Here is a 16,117-nt window from a genome sequence, read left to right on the forward strand (position 1 = left end):
AGTCCTTCGACAGGCTCAGGACGAACGGCGCTCTGAATAGACCAGCTGTTAAAGTTCGATCAGCCTGTCAGGCAGCTCGTTCTCGTCATCCTCGGCGCGGGGGAAGTGTTCGGACAACACCTTGCCGACATCGGCAATCCCGACAACCAGCCCCTCGGCGATCCGGCCCTGGCGGATTTCCACCAGCATATCGGCCATCGCTTCGCCCCAGACTTCGGCTGAAACCAGTTCTGCAATCGGTTCATCGGCAACGATTTCCGCCCGGTGCTCGCGCATGGAGAGATACAGCAGCACGCCGGTGCGGCCATGGGTGCGGCGCTCCGCACCCACCTTGAAATGGCGCACGGCGGCGGCATGGACGCGGGTGGTTTTGACAGGGGCGGGGATGCACAGAAATCGCATCACATCCCATGACAGCACCAGATAGCTGACCACGAATGTGCCAAGGCCGAGCGCGATGGTCATGCTGGCGAGTTCGCCGGTAGTCCAGTCATCCATCCAGCCGCCCACCAGCGTGTCCCAGAAATTCATGAAAGGCTGCGGCAGGAAAGCGAACACGCTCATTGCGGTGAAGGCGAGGGCAACGGCATACCACAGCACCACATCGGTGTATCCGTCGCTGCGGTCGGCCAGCACGGTGACGATTTCGCCCGACGTGGTCAGCTCTGCTGCCGCGACCGCCTCGGAAACCTGTGCGTGTTCCTGCTTGCTCAAATAGGCCATTTACCAGCCCCCGCTCGCGCCGCCGCCACCGAAGCTGCCGCCGCCGCCGGAGAAGCCGCCGCCGAAACCGCCGCCCCCGAAACCACCGCCGCCCCAGCTGCTGCCACCGCCGCTCGCGCCGCGCGCAATCGCTTTACCCGCTTCCCACAGGATGATGTCGCCGACGACACCCCGACCGCTGCGATAGCGCCGGCCTTTGCCGAACATCGGGAGGATGAAGAAGAAGAACATGAAACCCAGCCAGATGATACTGCCAATGGGGAAGCCGCCTTCGCTCTCGCGTGCCTCACCCGCTTCCCGCGCGACCTGCACGGCCTGATCGGCGGGCAGTTCCAGCTGGGTGGCAATGGCCTGGGTCCCCGCCAGAATGCCGCCGGGATAATCATTGTCGCGGAAGCGCGGGAGGATGTCGTTCTGGATGATGATGGAGGACAGCGCATCGGTCATGATGCCTTCCAGCCCGTAGCCCACTTCGATGCGCACCTTGCGCTCGTTGGGAGCGACCAACAGGATCGCCCCGTCATTGCGCTCCGCATCGCCGAGCTCCCATTCGCGGCCCAGCCGGTATCCGTAATCGGCAATGTCGTAGTCCTGAAGCGAGGGCACCGTCGCGACAACCAACTGCCGCTGCGACTGCGCCTCCAGCTGCTCCAACCGCTGAACCAGCGCGGCTTCCTCGCCATCGGGAATGATATTCGCCGCATCCACCACGCGGCCCGTCAGCTCGGGAAACTCCTGAGCCGATAGGGGCGTAGCAAGAATGGCAGCAAACAGCGCCGCCCAAATAGTCAGCTGGCGCAGCACCGCGCTCAGTTGCCGTCGGTCATGTCGATGGTGGGGGCTACTTCGGCGCCTTCGGTGGCGGCTTCGTAGGGCACCAGCGGTTCCGCGCCGTGGATCAGGTTTGCGCCGATCGTTTCGGGGAAGGTGCGGATCGTGGTGTTATAATTGCGCACTGCTTCGTTGTAGTCGCGGATGGCGACGGCGATGCGGTTTTCGGTGCCTTCCAGCTGGCTTTGCAGCGCGAGGAAGTTCTGGCTGGAGGTGATCTGCGGATAGGCTTCGAAGCTGGCGAGCAAACGGCCAAGGCCCTGACCCAGCTGACCCTGTGCCTGCTGGAATTGCGCCATCGCTTCGGGATCGCCCAGCTGATCGGCGTCGATATTGACGCTGGTGGCTTTTGCCCGGGCTTCGGTCACTTCGGTCAGAATGCCGCGCTCGTTTTCGGCAGCGCCCTGCGCCACCTCGACTAGGTTGGGAATAAGGTTCGCCCGGCGCTGGAACTGGGCCTCCACATCGGCCCATTTTGCCTTGGCGTTTTCTTCTGCCGTGGGGACGGAGTTGATCCCGCACGAAGCGAGGCCGAGCGTGGCGGCGGCGAGCACAAAGGCGTTGCGGATGCGGGCAAAATTCATCTGTGTTAAGTCCTCTCGAAAATCTGTTCCGGTGGCGCGCATTGCATGGCTCCCCGGACCTGTATTGCCAAGTTAGCACACCCCGCACCCAATGCAAGGCGGCGCAGCCATACTTTGAGGGCTTCCCCTGCGGCGAAACCGGTGGCAAAGGGCGCGGAGAAACACAGTAAAGGGGGTCGTAACCATGCTTACCGAATTCAAGGATTTTATCGCCAAGGGCAATGTGATGGAACTGGCCGTTGCGGTCATCATCGCAGGCGCATTTGCTGTTATCGTCGGGTCGCTGACCGACGATATGATCATGCCGCTGGTCGGCGCAGTGTTCGGCGATGTCGATTTCAGCGCGAAATATGTTGTGCTGAGCGGCGAGGTAGAGCCCGGCATGTCGCTGGAAGCTGCGCGCGAGGCCGGAGCCAACGTGCTGGCATGGGGCGCGTTCGTGACCTCGATCATCAACTTCGTGATCCTGGCCTTCATCATCTTCATGCTGGTCCGCTACGCCAACAAGGTGCAGGCGAAGTTCGAAGAGCCGAAGGAAGAGGAAGCCGCCGGTCCGACCGAAATCGAGCTGCTGACCGAAATCCGGGATGCGCTTAAGAAGTAAGTTTTCTTTGGCTTGTGATTGAGACGGGGGTGGGTGTGAGCCTGCCCCCGTTTTTGTTTGAGGGTTTTTTGTTTTGGACCCTGCGGGCGGGGGCCATCCGGCCCCCTTGCTTCGCCGCATAAGCGGCGGCGCGCGGTCGCGCGCTGTCGTCGCCTGACGGCGCCGATATCATCGCTACACATAGACGTTCGAGCTGTCTCGGTCGCGACCAGCGACCGACAAAGGCCGACCGGCCGCCCGCAGCGACGCGCCCAAAGGGCGTGAGAGCGAGGATAGCCTAAGGGAGCGAATGCGACCGCCGGCGCTTGAGGCTAAACAAAAACACCCGCCCGGAACCACAGCACGCCGCGCGCAGTATTCACCCTCCTACCCCGGCAGTCAGCACCAAGCTCCTCCCCTACACTTCACATTAATAGCCAAGCGCCTATATAGGACCTGCCGGTTTCGGCCGGATATGGCGATAAATGATGCTGTGTAATAGACGCAACGGACCCGGGGGCAGTACCCGGCGGCTCCACCAAAAGGCCCTTTATTTCAAGGGTTTCCTGATGGGGCCGAACCAGGATCGACGTGTGTTGAAAGGCAGTGTTTTCACCCGGGCTGAGTAACCCGTAATAGGCTCAAACACACAAGTGCCAACGATAACGAAGCACTCGCAATCGCTGCGTAACCTGACGGCCTAACGGCCTGATCTTACAAAGCTAAAGCGCGGTTGGACCCACCGGGCAACAGAAGCGGATACCGGGCGTCCGGAGAGAACGTAGCAACAGAATCTCTCCACCTTTTCTCGCGATAATTTGACTGATTTCGGCCTGCAAACGGCATCGTCCTGCGCTTCCGGTGCTCACGACCTTCATGGTCGCTGCGCGCCGGTTCTCGGCCGACGCCATTTTCGGCGCGAACTCAGGAAAATTCTTCGCGAGAAAGTCGTCCCCGGCTCCCGCCATCCCCGCGAAAGCTGGGACCTCGTGCCGCAAGCGCCGGGGTATCGAAACCTACTTATGCGTCTCCAGACGCTTCGCATCCTCGCGTTCGCGTTCGTATTTGAGCGCGTCGAGGATCTTCGCGCCGCCCATGAACACAGCGCCTGCGGTTGCGGCCCACAGCAGATATCCGCCGGTGCCGGGAAATTCGATGGTGTAGTGCGCGCCGCGCGTCATCGCGCCCAGAGCCAGCGCGAAGATGATCAGATACGCCTCGAAACGGTTCTTGATAACAAACAGGCGGCCAATCTTCTTCAACATGCGAATCCCTCGTTAACGTTTCCCTCTGCAATCATCGGGCCAGTGGCGGCCTACTGCGCTTCACAGTGGTTAACGTGTAAACAAGTGTAAGCCTGCTCGACGCGGGGGCAAGGGCGTTAACTTTGAGTGCGCTGGAAATGCAGAGATTTAAGCGAGGCTGTCCAGTTCCAGCACACTCAGGAGCGCGTGACGGGCGGAGCGGACCTGCGTGGCAAGCGTATCGCTGCCGATATCGGCGGGGTCGATCTGTTCGGGCCAATGGGCGGCGATGGTGTGCTCAATGAGGTCCGCCCGCGCCTCGTCCAGCAGGAACCGGGGATCGACTGTGGCCGGGTCCGCCACGACCCGCAGGCGCAAGCAGGCAGGGCCGCCGCCATTGGCCATGGACTGGCGCACATCGACGGGGATGACCTGCCGGATCGGGCCGTTGGATGCCATCAACCGCTCGGCCCATGCCCAGACGCTCGGGCTCTCGCGGCATTCTTCGGGCACGATCAGTGCCATGCTTTGATCGGGCAGGGTCAGCAATTGCGCGTTGAACAGATAGGTCTTGATTGCCTCGGCCAGACTGACCGCATCGGCGGGTACCTCGACCACTTCCAGTGCCGGGAAAGCCGCGCGGATCGCGTCGTAAGCGGCGGCCTGATCGGCGAAGGCTTCGGCGTGGGTGAACAGCACCCGCTCGTTCGCCACCGACACCACATCATTGTGGAACGCGCCTGCCTCGATGGCGGCGGGGTTCTGCTCGATGAAGACACATTTGGCCGGGTCCAGCCCGTGCAGCCGGGCAACCGCGCGGCTGGCCTGTTCGTGCTGGCGGGCGGGGAATTTACCGCCCGGCTTGCCATAGACGAACACCTCGACGCCTGCCGAGCCATGCCCTTCGCAGAGGCGCATATGGTTGGCCGCGCCTTCATCGCCGAAGGTGGGCGGAACGGCATCGTGCACGGTGAAATGCGCAGAATCGGCGAAGGCTATGTCCAGCTGTGCCTTCGTGTCGCGCCATTCCTGCCCGCGGTGGAGCATGGTGACGAGATTGGCAGGCGTCAGGTGGCAGCGGCCATCGGCGGTGTCGGGAGCGGGAGAGACCGTCGCGGCATTGGCGGTCCACATGGAGCTGGCCGACCATGCCGCGGCGCGCAGCTGCGCGGGGGTGTTCTCGTCCGCGCCAATGCGCTGCAGCAGAGCGTCATTCGGGCGGGGCAGGGGCAGCAGATACCCCTGCGCCAATCCGCGCGCCATGTTCCCGCGCATCTTTGCCACGCCCTGCAAGGCCGCCGCGCGGGGATAGCTGGGATCGCCCTTGTGGTTGGCGCTCGCTTTGTTGCCGAGGCTGAGCCCGGCGTAATTGTGGCTGGGGCCGACGATGCCGTCGAAGTTGATTTCTTGAAGCAAAACAAAAATTCCCGTTCGCCCTGAGCCTGTCGAAGGGCTGTTCTAAACTTTATCGCGGCACCCGAAAAAAGGGCAGGGCTTCGACAAGCTCAGCCCGAACGGGATTATGGTTGTTTACCGCCCCACACTCCACACCGTATCGCCAACACCAACGCCCAGCGTTTCCGCAGCGCCTGCGTCAATCGCCACTCTCTCGCCGTCCAGCGTGCGGGTGCCGTAGCAGGAGCGGAACTGCTCCAACCGCCCGGTCGCCACCAGCACCTTCTCGCCGCCGTCATTGTCCGTCGCCGACACCGAAGCCTTCGCCGCGTTCTTCACGCTGACAACATTGTCGGTCTTCGCCAGCATGGTCGGCCCACCGTCGAAGATGTCGACATAGCCTTCATAGGCGAAGCCCTCCTTCTCCAGCATCCGCATCGCCGCGCGGCCGGTGGGGTGGGGCAGGCCGATCACATCGCGCGCATCATCGTCCAGCATGGCGATATAGACCGGATGTTTGGGCATCAGATCGGCGATGAACTGGTTGCCGTTGATGGCGTTGAAATAGTCCGCTTCCTGAAAGCTCATGCCGAAGAAGCGGCCAGCCACTCCGTCCCAAAATGGCGATCCGCCGCGGTCGTCGATAATCCCACGCAGCTCGGCCAGCACCCGCTCGGCAAAGCGCGCGCGGTGCATGGCAATGAACAGGTAGCGGCTGCGCGCCAGCAGCAGGCCCAGCCCGCCCGCGCGCTCGTTCGGGTGGAGGAACAGCCCGCCCACTTCGCTGCAGCCTTCCAGATCGGTCGAAAGGCTCAGCATTTCGGCCCGCACCGTACGGTCCAGCTCCTGCGAATACTGGGTCAGCGTGTTGGTGCGATAGGAATAGAACGGCCATTGCTGGCCGACCTGCGTCATCAGCTGACACGTGCCGCGCACCGCGCCGGTTTCGGTGTTTTCCAGCACCAGCACGAACGTCTCGTCGACCAGCTCTTCGCCTGTATTGGCAAAGGCCTTTGCGCTCGTTTCCAGCTTCTCGCCCAGCGCATCGCGGTCGGGCGGCAGATTGGTGAAGCCGCCACCTGTCAGCTTGGCCATCTCATAGAGATGTTCCAGATCGTCGGGGCGGCTGGCGCGCAGGCGAAAACTCAAAGCGCATCTCCTGTGGCGAGGCGATGGAGGACAAGGGTGGAAAGCTGCGCCCGCTCGACCAGCGAGGGGGCGATCATGAATTCGTCGGGGCTGTGAATTTTGCCGCCGCGCACGCCCATCGTGTCCACCACGGGGACGCCGGTGGCGGCGATATTGTTGCCATCGCACACCCCGCCGGTGGATTGCCAGTCGATGTCCTGACCCAGCTGGGCACCGCATTCGCGCACGATGTCGAACAGTTTCTGCGCGCGGCGGTCGACCGGCTTGGGCGGGCGGGTAATGCCGCCATGGACGTGGATGTCGACTTCGTGGGCCTGCCGAACTTCGCCCAGCAAGGCATTCATTTCACTCGCGAACCATTCCGCCGCAGCGGGTTCTTTCGGGCGGATATTGAAGCGCAGGACCGCGTGATCGGGCACCACATTGTTGGCCGCGCCGCCTTCGATTCTAGCCGGGTTCACGCTGATATCGTCGCGCTGCAAATCCTTCAGACGCACAGCCAGCACGGCGGCGGCGACAATCGCATTGCGCCCCTCACGCGGGTTGCGCCCGGCATGCGCGGATTTGCCTTTGACGGTGAGCGAATAATTCCCGCTGCCGCCGCGCGCATGGGCCAGCGTGCCCTCCGGCGTGGCGGCGGGTTCATAAGTCAGCGCGGCGTATTTGCCCTTGGCCAGCCGCTCGATCAGCGGGGCGGAAGAGAGCGATCCGGTTTCCTCGTCCGCATTGATCATCACATCATAACCGACCTTCTGCCACGCCGAGAGCCCCTCGAGCGCTTTCAGGGCATGGAGCATGACGGCGATGCCGCCCTTCATATCGGCGGTGCCGGGACCGTTCAGAACCTCGTCATCGAGCCATGTCAGCGCTTGGAACGGGTGATCGGCGGGGAACACGGTGTCCATATGGCCGGTCAGGACGAAACGGCGCTCGGCTTCCGGGCGGACACAGCAGACCAGATGCTTGCCGTATTCGACTTCGACTTCCTGCCCCTCGGCACTGACCTGGGTGACAGGGCCGGGTTCTTCCAGCGTGATGTTGCCCGGCAGGGCCGAGAAGGCATCGGACAATTGGCCCGCAACTTCGCGCAATCCGTCCAGATTACCGGTGCCGGAATTGATTCCCGCCCACCGCTCCACCTGGCCGAACATTTGCGCGCCATCGATGGACTGTGCGACGCGGTTGAGAGGGCCTTCGATTGGTTTCATATCAAACCGCTTAGCGCGCGGGCGGCACCTGTCCAACCCGCTTGGCGCATTCGGCCCCCTGCCGGGCGTTGCAAACGCCGCTGCCATGTCGCATAGGCGCTCCCGTCCTCCCCAGACATCTTCAAATGCCGTTATTCTGAGCGAGGAATCATGTCCGAATATACGCCCAAAGCCCGCCTGAAGGTGGATCCCGCACTGGCCGGTTTCATCGAAAGCGAAGTGCTGCCGCCGCTGAAGATGGACGCCGATGCATTTTGGCAGGGCTTCTCCGACCTGGTGCATAAATACGCGCCGGTGAATGCCGCGCTGCTGGCCAAACGCGAGGACCTGCAATCGCAGATCGACGCGTGGCATAAAGAGCGCCGGGGCCAGCCGCATGATGCGGGCGTCTACACTGCGTTTCTGAAAGAGATCGGCTATCTCGTCCCCGAACCGGGCGATTTCACCATCGGCACGGACAAGGTCGATCCGGAGATTGCTACCATGGCCGGGCCGCAGCTGGTGGTGCCGATTCTCAATGCGCGTTTCCTGCTAAACGCTGCCAATGCCCGCTGGGGCAGTCTGTATGATGCGTTTTACGGCACCGATGCGCTGGACGCGCCGCCCGCGCGGCCGGGCGGATACGACGAGGAACGCGGCGCGGCGGTGATCGCGGCGGCAAAGGCGTTTCTGGACGAAGCGGTTCCTCTGGCGAGCGGAACTTGGGCCGAGATGGGCGATCCCAGCGGCGGCATCCCGCTGAAGGACGATAGCCAGTATGTCGGCCAGACCGCGAAGGGCCGCCTGTTCAAGAGCAACGGCCTGCATATCGAAGTGCAGTTCGATTCCGAAAGCCCGATCGGCAAGACGGACCCTAGCGGCATCAGCGATGTTGTGCTGGAATCCGCGCTCACCACGATTGCCGATTGCGAGGACTCCGTTGCGGCGGTGGATGCAGAGGACAAACTGCTCGCCTACACCAATTGGCTGGGCGTGATCCGGGGCGATCTGCAGGAAAGCTTCGACAAGGGCGGCAAGACGCTCACCCGCGCTCTGAATGGGGATAAGAGCTACACCGGCACTGATGGGGCGGAGCATTCGCTTCCCGGTCGCAGCCTGCTGTTCGTGCGCAATGTCGGCCACCTGATGACCAATCCGGCAATCCAGCTGGAAGATGGAAGCGAGATTCCCGAGGGCATCATGGACGCGGTGCTGACCAGCGCCATCAGCGCGCAGGACGTGCGCGGCCTGACCAAATACGGCAACAGCAAGGTCGGCAATATCTACATCGTGAAGCCCAAGATGCATGGGCCGGAAGAATGCGCCTTCACCAATGATCTGTTCGATGCGGTCGAGAATTTGCTGGGTCTGGAGCGGCACACGATCAAGGTCGGCGTGATGGACGAGGAACGGCGCACTTCTGCCAATCTGGCGGCGTGCATCCATGCCGTTCGCGACCGGATCGTGTTCATCAACACCGGTTTCCTCGACCGGACGGGCGACGAAATTCACACCTCGATGCAGGCTGGCCCGATGATGCGCAAAGGCGCGATGAAGGGCAGTGCGTGGCTGAAGGCGTATGAGGCGCGCAATGTCGGGATTGGGCTGAAGCACGGCCTGTCGGGCCGCGCGCAGATCGGCAAGGGCATGTGGGCCGCGCCCGATCTGATGGGCCAGATGATGGAAGAGAAGATCGGCCATCTGCGCGCCGGGGCGAACACCGCATGGGTGCCGTCACCCACTGCCGCAACGCTCCACGCGATCCATTATCACCGTGAAGACGTGTTCGAAATTCAGAAAGGGCTGGGCGACATTGCCGGGCTGGACGATCTGCTCGCCATTCCGTTGGCCGAGGGCACGAACTGGTCCGAAGACGAAGTGCGCGAGGAGCTCGACAACAACGCGCAGGGCCTGCTCGGCTATGTCGTGCGCTGGATCGATGCAGGTGTGGGCTGCTCCAAAGTGCCGGACATCAACGATGTCGGCCTGATGGAAGACCGCGCCACGCTCCGCATTTCCAGTCAACACATGGCCAACTGGCTGCTCCACGGCGTGGCGAGCGAGGACCAGGTGATGGACAGCCTGAAACGCATGGCCGCCAAAGTGGACGAGCAGAACGCCGGTGATCCGACCTACGAACCGATGACCGGCAATTGGGACGGCGTGGCGTTCAAGGCTGCCTGCGATCTGGTATTCAAGGGCGTGGAGCAACCCAGCGGCTATACCGAGCCGCTGCTGCACCAATGGCGCCTAGAGAAGAAGGCAGGCTGAAGAAGGCGGCTCTGAGAGAGCGGGTGATTGTATAAACTTTGACGAGGATTGAACCTTAGGTCGCCGAGTGACGACCCTTGGGTGCGATCCCACCTGCCAGATTCGCTGGCGGGCACCTATAAAGGGCCGGTCCGCTGACCATTGGACCGGCCCCTTTTTTCGTAGCTTGAGGATCATTTGGCCAGGTCAGCCCAGCGCCCGTGCCAGCGCGACAAAATCACTCACACCCAGCGTCTCCGCGCGGCGGGTTTCGTCCACGCCGATAGTGGCGAGGGCCGCAACTGCGCCAGGCACTGATTTGAGGCTCTGGCGGAGCATTTTGCGGCGCTGGCCGAAGGCTGCGGCGGTGATTTGCTCGAGCGTCCTGGCCGATACGCCTGCGGGCATGGCGTCCGGCGTCACATGGACAATGGCGCTCATCACCTTGGGCGGCGGTGTGAAGGCGCTGCGGTGGACCTTCATGGCGAGGCTCGCCGTGCTGCGCCACTGGGCCAGAACGGCGAGCCGTCCATAGGCAGAGGTGCCGGGCCGGGAGACGATCCGCTGTGCCACCTCTTGCTGGAACATCAGGGTGAGCGAGGTCCATTGGGGTGGCCAGTCTTCACCGCCGAGCCAGCTGACGAACAACGCTGTGCCGACATTGTAAGGCAGATTGGCGACCACGGCGTAGGGCTCGCCGCCCATCAGCTCGCCGTGGTCGATCTTCATCGCATCGCCTTCGATCGCGGTCAGCTGGCCGGGAAAGGCTTCCTCCAGTTCCGCCAGGGCGGGCAGGCAGCGGGTGTCCATTTCGATGGCTGTGACCCTCGCGCCGGCTTTCAGCAAGGCGCGGGTCAACCCACCGGGACCGGGGCCGATCTCGAGCACGGCCTTGCCTTGCAAATCGCCGGGTATGGCGGCGATCCGGTCCAGCAATTGCGCATCGAACAGGAAGTTCTGCCCCAGCGCCTTGGACGCGGACAGGCCATGGCGGGCGATGACGTCGCGAAGGGGGGGTAAATCTACCAAACCGCTCATCCTGAGCTTGTCGAAGGATTGTCCTTCGTTTCTGGCGCAGCGCTAGAAGAAAAAGCGGCCCCTCGACAAGCTCAGGGCGAACGGATTTCTTTCTTCCATCAACCTTTCGCCCGCCGCGCGGCAATTTCGCCGGCCATGCGGATCGCGGCGATGGTAGCGCCCGGATCGGCGCGTCCGGTGCCTGCGATATCGAAGGCGGTGCCGTGATCGGGGCTGGTGCGGACAATCGGCAGGCCCAGCGTGACATTGACGCCGGAATCGAAATCGAGCGCCTTTACCGGGATCAGCGCCTGATCGTGATACATGCATAGCGCCGCATCGAAGCTGGCGCGGGTGCGGGGGGCGAACAGCGCGTCGGCGGGATGCGGGCCGGTCGCGTCGATCCCGTCGCTGCGCAGCTGCGCGATGGCGGGCTCGATGATGTGCGCTTCTTCATCGCCGAATGCGCCGTTTTCGCTGGCATGCGGGTTCAGTGCAGTGACCGCGATGCGCGGGGCGGTGATGCCGTAATCGCGCTGCAAAGCCTGCGCCACGGTCTGCCCGCGCCGCACGATCAGCTCGGTGCTTAGCAGGGAAGGAACATCGGCCAGAGCGCAATGCACGGTCAGCGGCACGGCCTTGAGCGAGGGCCCGGCCAGCATCATCACGGATGCGCCGGGTTCCAGCCCGCAGGCGGCGGCGAGAAATTCGGTCTGGCCCGGAAAAGCAAAGCCGATATCGGCCAGCAGCCCCTTCGCAATCGGCAGAGTGACCACACCCGACGCCTCGCTGCGAAATGCCGCGTCGGTGGCGTCGGTCAGTGAGGCAAGCGCCAGTCTGGCGCCTTCGGGCTCCGGTTCGCCCGGTGCATAGGCCGCGTTTTCTGTGCCCATCACCGGCAGCGCGGTTGCAAATGCCTGTGCCGCTTCGTCCGCAGAGCCAATCGCTGCCAGTTCGAGTGGCAGGCCCAGCCTCTCGGCAGCAGCCTCCAATACGCCGGCGCCGTGCACTGCGTAGAAGGCTGGCAGGCTCTCGCGCTCGCGCGCATGCCATGCCAGCACGGCCAGCTCCGGCCCGATTCCGGCGGGATCGCCTATCGAAAGCACGAGCGGGGCCACCATGTCCGGTTAGCGCCCGCCAGCGGCTCAGTTGTACTGGATGTAAGCGTCGTTGCGCAGATCGCGCAGGAAACGCTGGGCGCGCTTGCCGACACGGTCTTCGGTCAGCTGCGCCATCATCTCGTCGCGGCTCGGCCCGCTGGTCGATTCCGGATCGTCACGGCCGCACAGCAGCAGCACGCGCACGCCATCTTCCACCGAACCGAAGGGCGGGGTCGATTGGCCCACCTGCAATTCCAGCAATGTGGATTGCAGCGCTTCCGGCAGAGAACGGACACGGATCTGGTCGTTGGTCACGACATCGGCATTCACCGTCGCAGCGGCGCGTTCTGCATCGCCGCAGCCACGGATCGAATTGACCATTTCGCCAAACGCCGTGACGCGGGAATTGGCCGCGTCTTGAGAGACGCCTTCGGGAAAATCGATGGCGATCTGTTTCAGGCTGAGAATGGCGTCGCGCGGATCGGCGGTCAGCACCTGCTTCTTGTCGATCAGATAGAGCAGCGAAAATCCGCCTGGAACGCGGATCGGGCCGACCAGCTGGCCGGGTTGCATTTCCTGCGCCACGGTCGCCAGAGCCGGGGGCAATTGGCCCAGACGAACAAAGCCGAGATCGCCGCCGACGGCAGCGGTGGAGGCTTCGGAAAACTGGCGGGCATAAGCAACAAAGCTGCCGCCATCGCGCAGCTGTTCCATGATCCGCACGCCGTTCTGCTCGACAGCAGCGGCGGTTTCATCGGTTGCCGAGAGATAGATTTCGCCGAGACGGTATTCGGCCGTGCCGCGCGATGCTTCCATCCGCGTCATCATGTCCTCGACCTCTTCTTCGGAGACATTGATGAAGGGCTGGACGTTCCGGCGCAGCAGGCGCGACCAGGCCAGTTCGCCCTCGATCTGGCGCTTGAGCGAAGCCACCGACGAGCCGATGCCCGTCAGATACTCATCCATCTTGTTGATTTCGGTGCCGAAGTTTTGCGCGGCGACTCGCTGGTACTGGCGGTCGATCTCGCCTTGGGTGATGGGCATTTCCTGCGCTTCGGCAGCCTGTATCTGCAATGTCTCGTCGATCAGATTGCGCAGCACCTGCATTTGCAGCTGGCGCAATGCGTCGCCCGACAGGGCCGAGGCATTGCCATTGGCAGCGGTAACCAGTGCGACGCGGTGGTCGACATCGGTTCCGGTGATGACATCGCCATTGACCCGTGCGGTTGCCCGGCGATTGTTGGGGTTGGTCTGGCCCAGCAACTGCACCGTCTCGGGCAGGCCGAGCGGGTTGGCAGTGGGGGCGACAGCCGATGCCTGGGCCTGAAGCGCAACGGGGGTCGCGGCAAGGCTGGCAACGGCCACTGCGGAAAGGAGATTGGCGAAGGTCGTGGTCATAAATCGTCCGAATAATGCTGCCCGCACAGCGGGCCTGTCCATAAAGTCTGCCCCTAGCGAAAAGCGGCTGAACCTTATCTGAGCGTTGCAATGCCGTTACCCGATGGCGCGTGCCGTGCCAATCGCTGTGATGGGGCTATTCACGTTTGGATAGCTCGTAAGGGGGCGTTAGCGGAAGCCGAGATTGCTGATGTTGAAATAGATCTGGAAAGTGTTGCCGCGCTCTGCATCGCCCTGATCGATAAAGTCGCGCCGCCAGGTCAGGCCCATTTCCAGACAATCGTCATTATACGCCACGCCCAGCCGGGTGCGGATCGGCTGAAACCCGTCGGAAATGAAGGTCGGGTCTTCATTCCGGTCGGTCAGGTTGAATATCCCCGATCCGAAGACCGACCAGTAATTGGCGAAGGAGACCCGCGCGGCGGCGCGCAGTTCCTCGCGGTCCTGCAGATCTTCCAGCCCGAATTCGCTGATGTCGCGGTTGAGCCGCAGATAGCCCAGCTCGAGATATGTCTTGCGGGTGCCGATAGTGGTGTCGACCTCGTTCCGGCGCACGGCCAGATTGTCTTTGTCCAGCCGGAAGCGGTGGGTGAAGGATACGAAGTCCTTGAACCTTATCTCGGTGCGCCCGACCACATCGGACAGACGCTCCGACAGGCCGGTCCCGTCGACCAGAATGTCGCGGTCCTTGTCGAGCCGGTAGGATTGGCCGACCGTGGTTTTCACGCGCCAGTTCGGGCGGTTGAGCTGCCAGTCGAGCCCGTAGGTTATGCGCACGCCGTCTTCGATCCGGTCATATCCGGGGAATCGGTTGAGCGCGAAAAGGTTGGAATCTTCAAGATCGATCGCGCGCGCATCCTCATTGGGGACAGCGAGGTTCTTGATGCCCGGGCTCGCAACCACTTGCACGCGGGGGGTCAGAACCTGTGTTCCTCCCAGCAGCTCGCCTGCAAACGGCCATTCCACATCCACCGCCGCCAGCCCGATGGCGCGGGCCTGAAAGCCCGGATCGCCGCGATAGAGTACCGAGGGGGTGAGCGCATTCTCGTCCGAGTGATAGACATCGCCGCGCGCCAGCGTGGTCAGGCGCACGACCTGGCCCATCTTGGTCAGGCGGCTCATATCCCACTGCGCGCGCACGAAGGCCCGCTGCGTGTCCTGCCCCTGATCGCGGAAGATGGCGAGCGAATTGGCCTGTAATTCGACCCGCCCGCCCAGCACCGGGTCCTTCAGGCGGCGACGGTAATCGATCGCCGGCAGGGCGAGGGGCACCTGTCCCTGATCGCGGCCTAGAATGAGCGTTTGCGTGGCGTAACCGGCGATCTGCAAATAGCTGTCGCGGTCGATCCGCTCGACTTCAACCAGACTGCGCAGCCGGTCGTCGCGGCTGATGTCATAGCGGCGCAGGAAGGTACGGTCGCTGGCAGCGCGGATGGAGCCTGTCAGGCTCCAGTTTTCATCGAACTGGGCGCGGCCATTGGCATAGATATAGCCGCGCAGATCGTTCTCGCTGGTCGGCACGCCGGTGAAGTCGGAAATGCGGCTGCTATAGGTGCCGTATCCGGTCACCTGAAACGCGCCGCGCTCGTTCATCTGGCGGTACTGGCCGCTGATCATCGGCGGGGCTTCGGTGAACAGATACCCCGTCAGCGTGGCATCGCGATTGGGCGCGAGACGAGTGTAGTAGCTGCCCGAAACCTCCACCCCGTTGGATTCCGAAATGCGCAGGTCGGGCACCAGAAAGCCGCTGACAGGCCCGCCATCGGTGCGCACGGCAAGGCCGGGCAGGGGCACAAGCCGTCTGCCAAAGAGTTCCAGATACGCTCCGGAGAACCGGATCCGGTCATCCTGCGGGGAATAGATCACTTCGTCTGCGGTTATCCGCCAGCTGGGCCTGCGGTCGCAGCCATCGGGATCGACCACCGCGCAGCCGCTATAGGCCGCGCGGTTCAGCACAATCGATCCGTCTTGCCCGCGCTCGCCGGAACGGGCCGCAAGCCGCCCGCCGGCGCGCAGGGCCAGCAGCAGATCGTCCATCGACCCGGCCTGAAATTGCTCGGTCAGTTCTATCCGGCTGGTGTAGAGCTGGTTGCCGTCCTCATCAACGAAGCGCACATCGCCGGAGCCGGTGATCGCGCCGGTATTGCGGTTCCAGATAACCGTGTCGGCCCGCACGGAGCGATCGCCTTCGGACAGCAGGACATCGCCCGTCCCGACGATTTCGCCGGTATCGGGGTTCCACACCACCTCGCTGGCGGTGACGGTGCGCACTCCATTGCGGACCACCACACTGCCGGTGGCGGTGACGCTGTCATTGTTGGAATTGTAGCTGACCCGGTCCGCCTCGAACGCCACTTCGCCTTCGGGCACGGGCGGCAAGTCAGCCGCGGGGTCTTCCGGCTGGAGGCGGGCAATTGTGACGGCATCCTGCCCGGCCGGGGCCAGTTCGTCTGCGGGTGGCAGCTGCGCATCCTCTTGCGCTGACAGGCCGGTCACCGGAGCGACTGCGAGCCCTGCGGCAAGACCGGCGGACACCAGCCCGTGGCCCGACAAGCGGCTGGTGCGTTTCTCGCATGGGGGCAGATGGCTGTGGGGTGGCACCATGGCTTGCCTATCGCACCGTGCCCGCCTAATCGCAATCGGGTTTGAAACCGTG

At 63.2% G+C, this 16,117-nt stretch carries 13 protein-coding genes and 1 other RNA gene; 3 read left to right on the forward strand and 11 right to left on the reverse strand.

Annotated elements, in window-relative coordinates; translation table 11 throughout:
• Window positions 1-48 precede the first annotated feature (48 nt).
• Genes ACFCW2_RS09715 through ACFCW2_RS09725 form a run of 3 tightly spaced genes read right to left on the reverse strand, consistent with a single transcriptional unit; the run spans window position 49 to window position 2,138 of the window.
• Window positions 49-723: a TPM domain-containing protein gene (locus ACFCW2_RS09715; protein ID WP_379545990.1), complete on the reverse strand. Its 675-nt coding sequence runs from the start codon at window positions 721-723 to the stop codon at window positions 49-51.
• Window positions 724-1,536, reverse strand: coding sequence for a TPM domain-containing protein (locus tag ACFCW2_RS09720; protein ID WP_379548964.1), 813 nt, complete (start codon window positions 1,534-1,536; stop codon window positions 724-726).
• Window positions 1,533-2,138, reverse strand: coding sequence for a LemA family protein (locus tag ACFCW2_RS09725; protein WP_379545992.1), 606 nt, complete (start codon window positions 2,136-2,138; stop codon window positions 1,533-1,535). The genes ACFCW2_RS09720 and ACFCW2_RS09725 overlap by 4 nt, the downstream gene beginning before the upstream one ends.
• Before the next feature lie 184 nt (window positions 2,139-2,322).
• Between ACFCW2_RS09725 and mscL the strand changes: the two genes are divergently transcribed.
• Together mscL and ssrA are read left to right on the forward strand one after the other, a co-directional pair.
• Window positions 2,323-2,742, forward strand: coding sequence for a large conductance mechanosensitive channel protein MscL (mscL, locus tag ACFCW2_RS09730; RefSeq protein ID WP_379545993.1), 420 nt, complete (start codon window positions 2,323-2,325; stop codon window positions 2,740-2,742).
• 399 nt (window positions 2,743-3,141) lie between these two features.
• Window positions 3,142-3,485, forward strand: a transfer-messenger RNA (tmRNA) gene (gene ssrA / locus ACFCW2_RS09735).
• 252 nt (window positions 3,486-3,737) lie between these two features.
• Here the strand turns inward: ssrA and ACFCW2_RS09740 are convergent.
• The 4 genes from ACFCW2_RS09740 to ACFCW2_RS09755 form a co-directional block, all read right to left on the reverse strand.
• The gene (locus ACFCW2_RS09740; protein ID WP_379545995.1) at window positions 3,738-3,986 is read right to left on the reverse strand and encodes a hypothetical protein; all 249 of its coding nucleotides are present in this window, start codon (window positions 3,984-3,986) and stop codon (window positions 3,738-3,740) included.
• A 147-nt stretch (window positions 3,987-4,133) separates the two neighbouring features.
• Window positions 4,134-5,381, reverse strand: a complete 1,248-nt coding sequence (locus ACFCW2_RS09745; protein ID WP_379545997.1) for an N-succinylarginine dihydrolase — start codon at window positions 5,379-5,381, stop codon at window positions 4,134-4,136.
• 114 nt (window positions 5,382-5,495) lie between these two features.
• Window positions 5,496-6,509, reverse strand: a complete 1,014-nt coding sequence (locus ACFCW2_RS09750; RefSeq protein WP_379545999.1) for an arginine N-succinyltransferase — start codon at window positions 6,507-6,509, stop codon at window positions 5,496-5,498.
• Complete coding sequence (locus ACFCW2_RS09755; protein WP_379546001.1) at window positions 6,506-7,717, reverse strand: hydrolase; 1,212 nt, start codon at window positions 7,715-7,717, stop codon at window positions 6,506-6,508. The genes ACFCW2_RS09750 and ACFCW2_RS09755 overlap by 4 nt, the downstream gene beginning before the upstream one ends.
• Before the next feature lie 150 nt (window positions 7,718-7,867).
• Here ACFCW2_RS09755 and ACFCW2_RS09760 point away from each other — a divergent pair, with 150 nt between their 5' ends.
• On the forward strand, window positions 7,868-9,967 hold the full coding sequence (locus tag ACFCW2_RS09760) for a malate synthase G (protein WP_379546002.1): 2,100 nt from the start codon (window positions 7,868-7,870) through the stop codon (window positions 9,965-9,967).
• Between the two features lie 186 nt (window positions 9,968-10,153).
• Here the strand turns inward: ACFCW2_RS09760 and rsmA are convergent, their stop codons facing one another.
• The 4 genes from rsmA to ACFCW2_RS09780 all read right to left on the reverse strand — a co-directional run bounded on the left by rsmA (window position 10,154) and on the right by ACFCW2_RS09780 (window position 16,065).
• Entirely contained in the window at window positions 10,154-10,975 is an 822-nt protein-coding gene (gene rsmA, locus ACFCW2_RS09765) for a 16S rRNA (adenine(1518)-N(6)/adenine(1519)-N(6))-dimethyltransferase RsmA (RefSeq protein WP_379548965.1), read from the reverse strand.
• Between the two features lie 107 nt (window positions 10,976-11,082).
• Window positions 11,083-12,084 (reverse strand): 4-hydroxythreonine-4-phosphate dehydrogenase PdxA, encoded by a 1,002-nt coding sequence (pdxA, locus tag ACFCW2_RS09770; RefSeq protein WP_379546004.1) that lies wholly within the window; start codon window positions 12,082-12,084, stop codon window positions 11,083-11,085.
• A gap of 24 nt (window positions 12,085-12,108) precedes the next feature.
• Window positions 12,109-13,461, reverse strand: coding sequence for a peptidylprolyl isomerase (locus tag ACFCW2_RS09775; protein WP_379546005.1), 1,353 nt, complete (start codon window positions 13,459-13,461; stop codon window positions 12,109-12,111).
• Window positions 13,462-13,629: 168 nt separating this feature from the next.
• Window positions 13,630-16,065: an LPS-assembly protein LptD gene (locus ACFCW2_RS09780; RefSeq protein WP_379546006.1), complete on the reverse strand. Its 2,436-nt coding sequence runs from the start codon at window positions 16,063-16,065 to the stop codon at window positions 13,630-13,632.
• Between the last annotated feature and the right edge of the window lie 52 nt (window positions 16,066-16,117).

Origin of the sequence: Qipengyuania algicola (assembly GCF_042492175.1) — a bacterium.
GTDB lineage: Bacteria > Pseudomonadota > Alphaproteobacteria > Sphingomonadales > Sphingomonadaceae > CAJXSN01.

Coding starts and splice junctions, on each gene's coding strand:
- mscL (WP_379545993.1), top strand. CDS start 2,323: ATGCTTACCGAATTCAAGGATTTTATCGCCAAGGGCAATGTGATGGAA.
- ACFCW2_RS09740 (WP_379545995.1), bottom strand. CDS start 3,986: ATGTTGAAGAAGATTGGCCGCCTGTTTGTTATCAAGAACCGTTTCGAG.
- ACFCW2_RS09780 (WP_379546006.1), bottom strand. CDS start 16,065: ATGGTGCCACCCCACAGCCATCTGCCCCCATGCGAGAAACGCACCAGC.
- ACFCW2_RS09725 (WP_379545992.1), bottom strand. CDS start 2,138: ATGAATTTTGCCCGCATCCGCAACGCCTTTGTGCTCGCCGCCGCCACG.
- ACFCW2_RS09760 (WP_379546002.1), top strand. CDS start 7,868: ATGTCCGAATATACGCCCAAAGCCCGCCTGAAGGTGGATCCCGCACTG.
- ACFCW2_RS09775 (WP_379546005.1), bottom strand. CDS start 13,461: ATGACCACGACCTTCGCCAATCTCCTTTCCGCAGTGGCCGTTGCCAGC.
- ACFCW2_RS09755 (WP_379546001.1), bottom strand. CDS start 7,717: ATGAAACCAATCGAAGGCCCTCTCAACCGCGTCGCACAGTCCATCGAT.
- pdxA (WP_379546004.1), bottom strand. CDS start 12,084: ATGGTGGCCCCGCTCGTGCTTTCGATAGGCGATCCCGCCGGAATCGGG.
- ACFCW2_RS09715 (WP_379545990.1), bottom strand. CDS start 723: ATGGCCTATTTGAGCAAGCAGGAACACGCACAGGTTTCCGAGGCGGTC.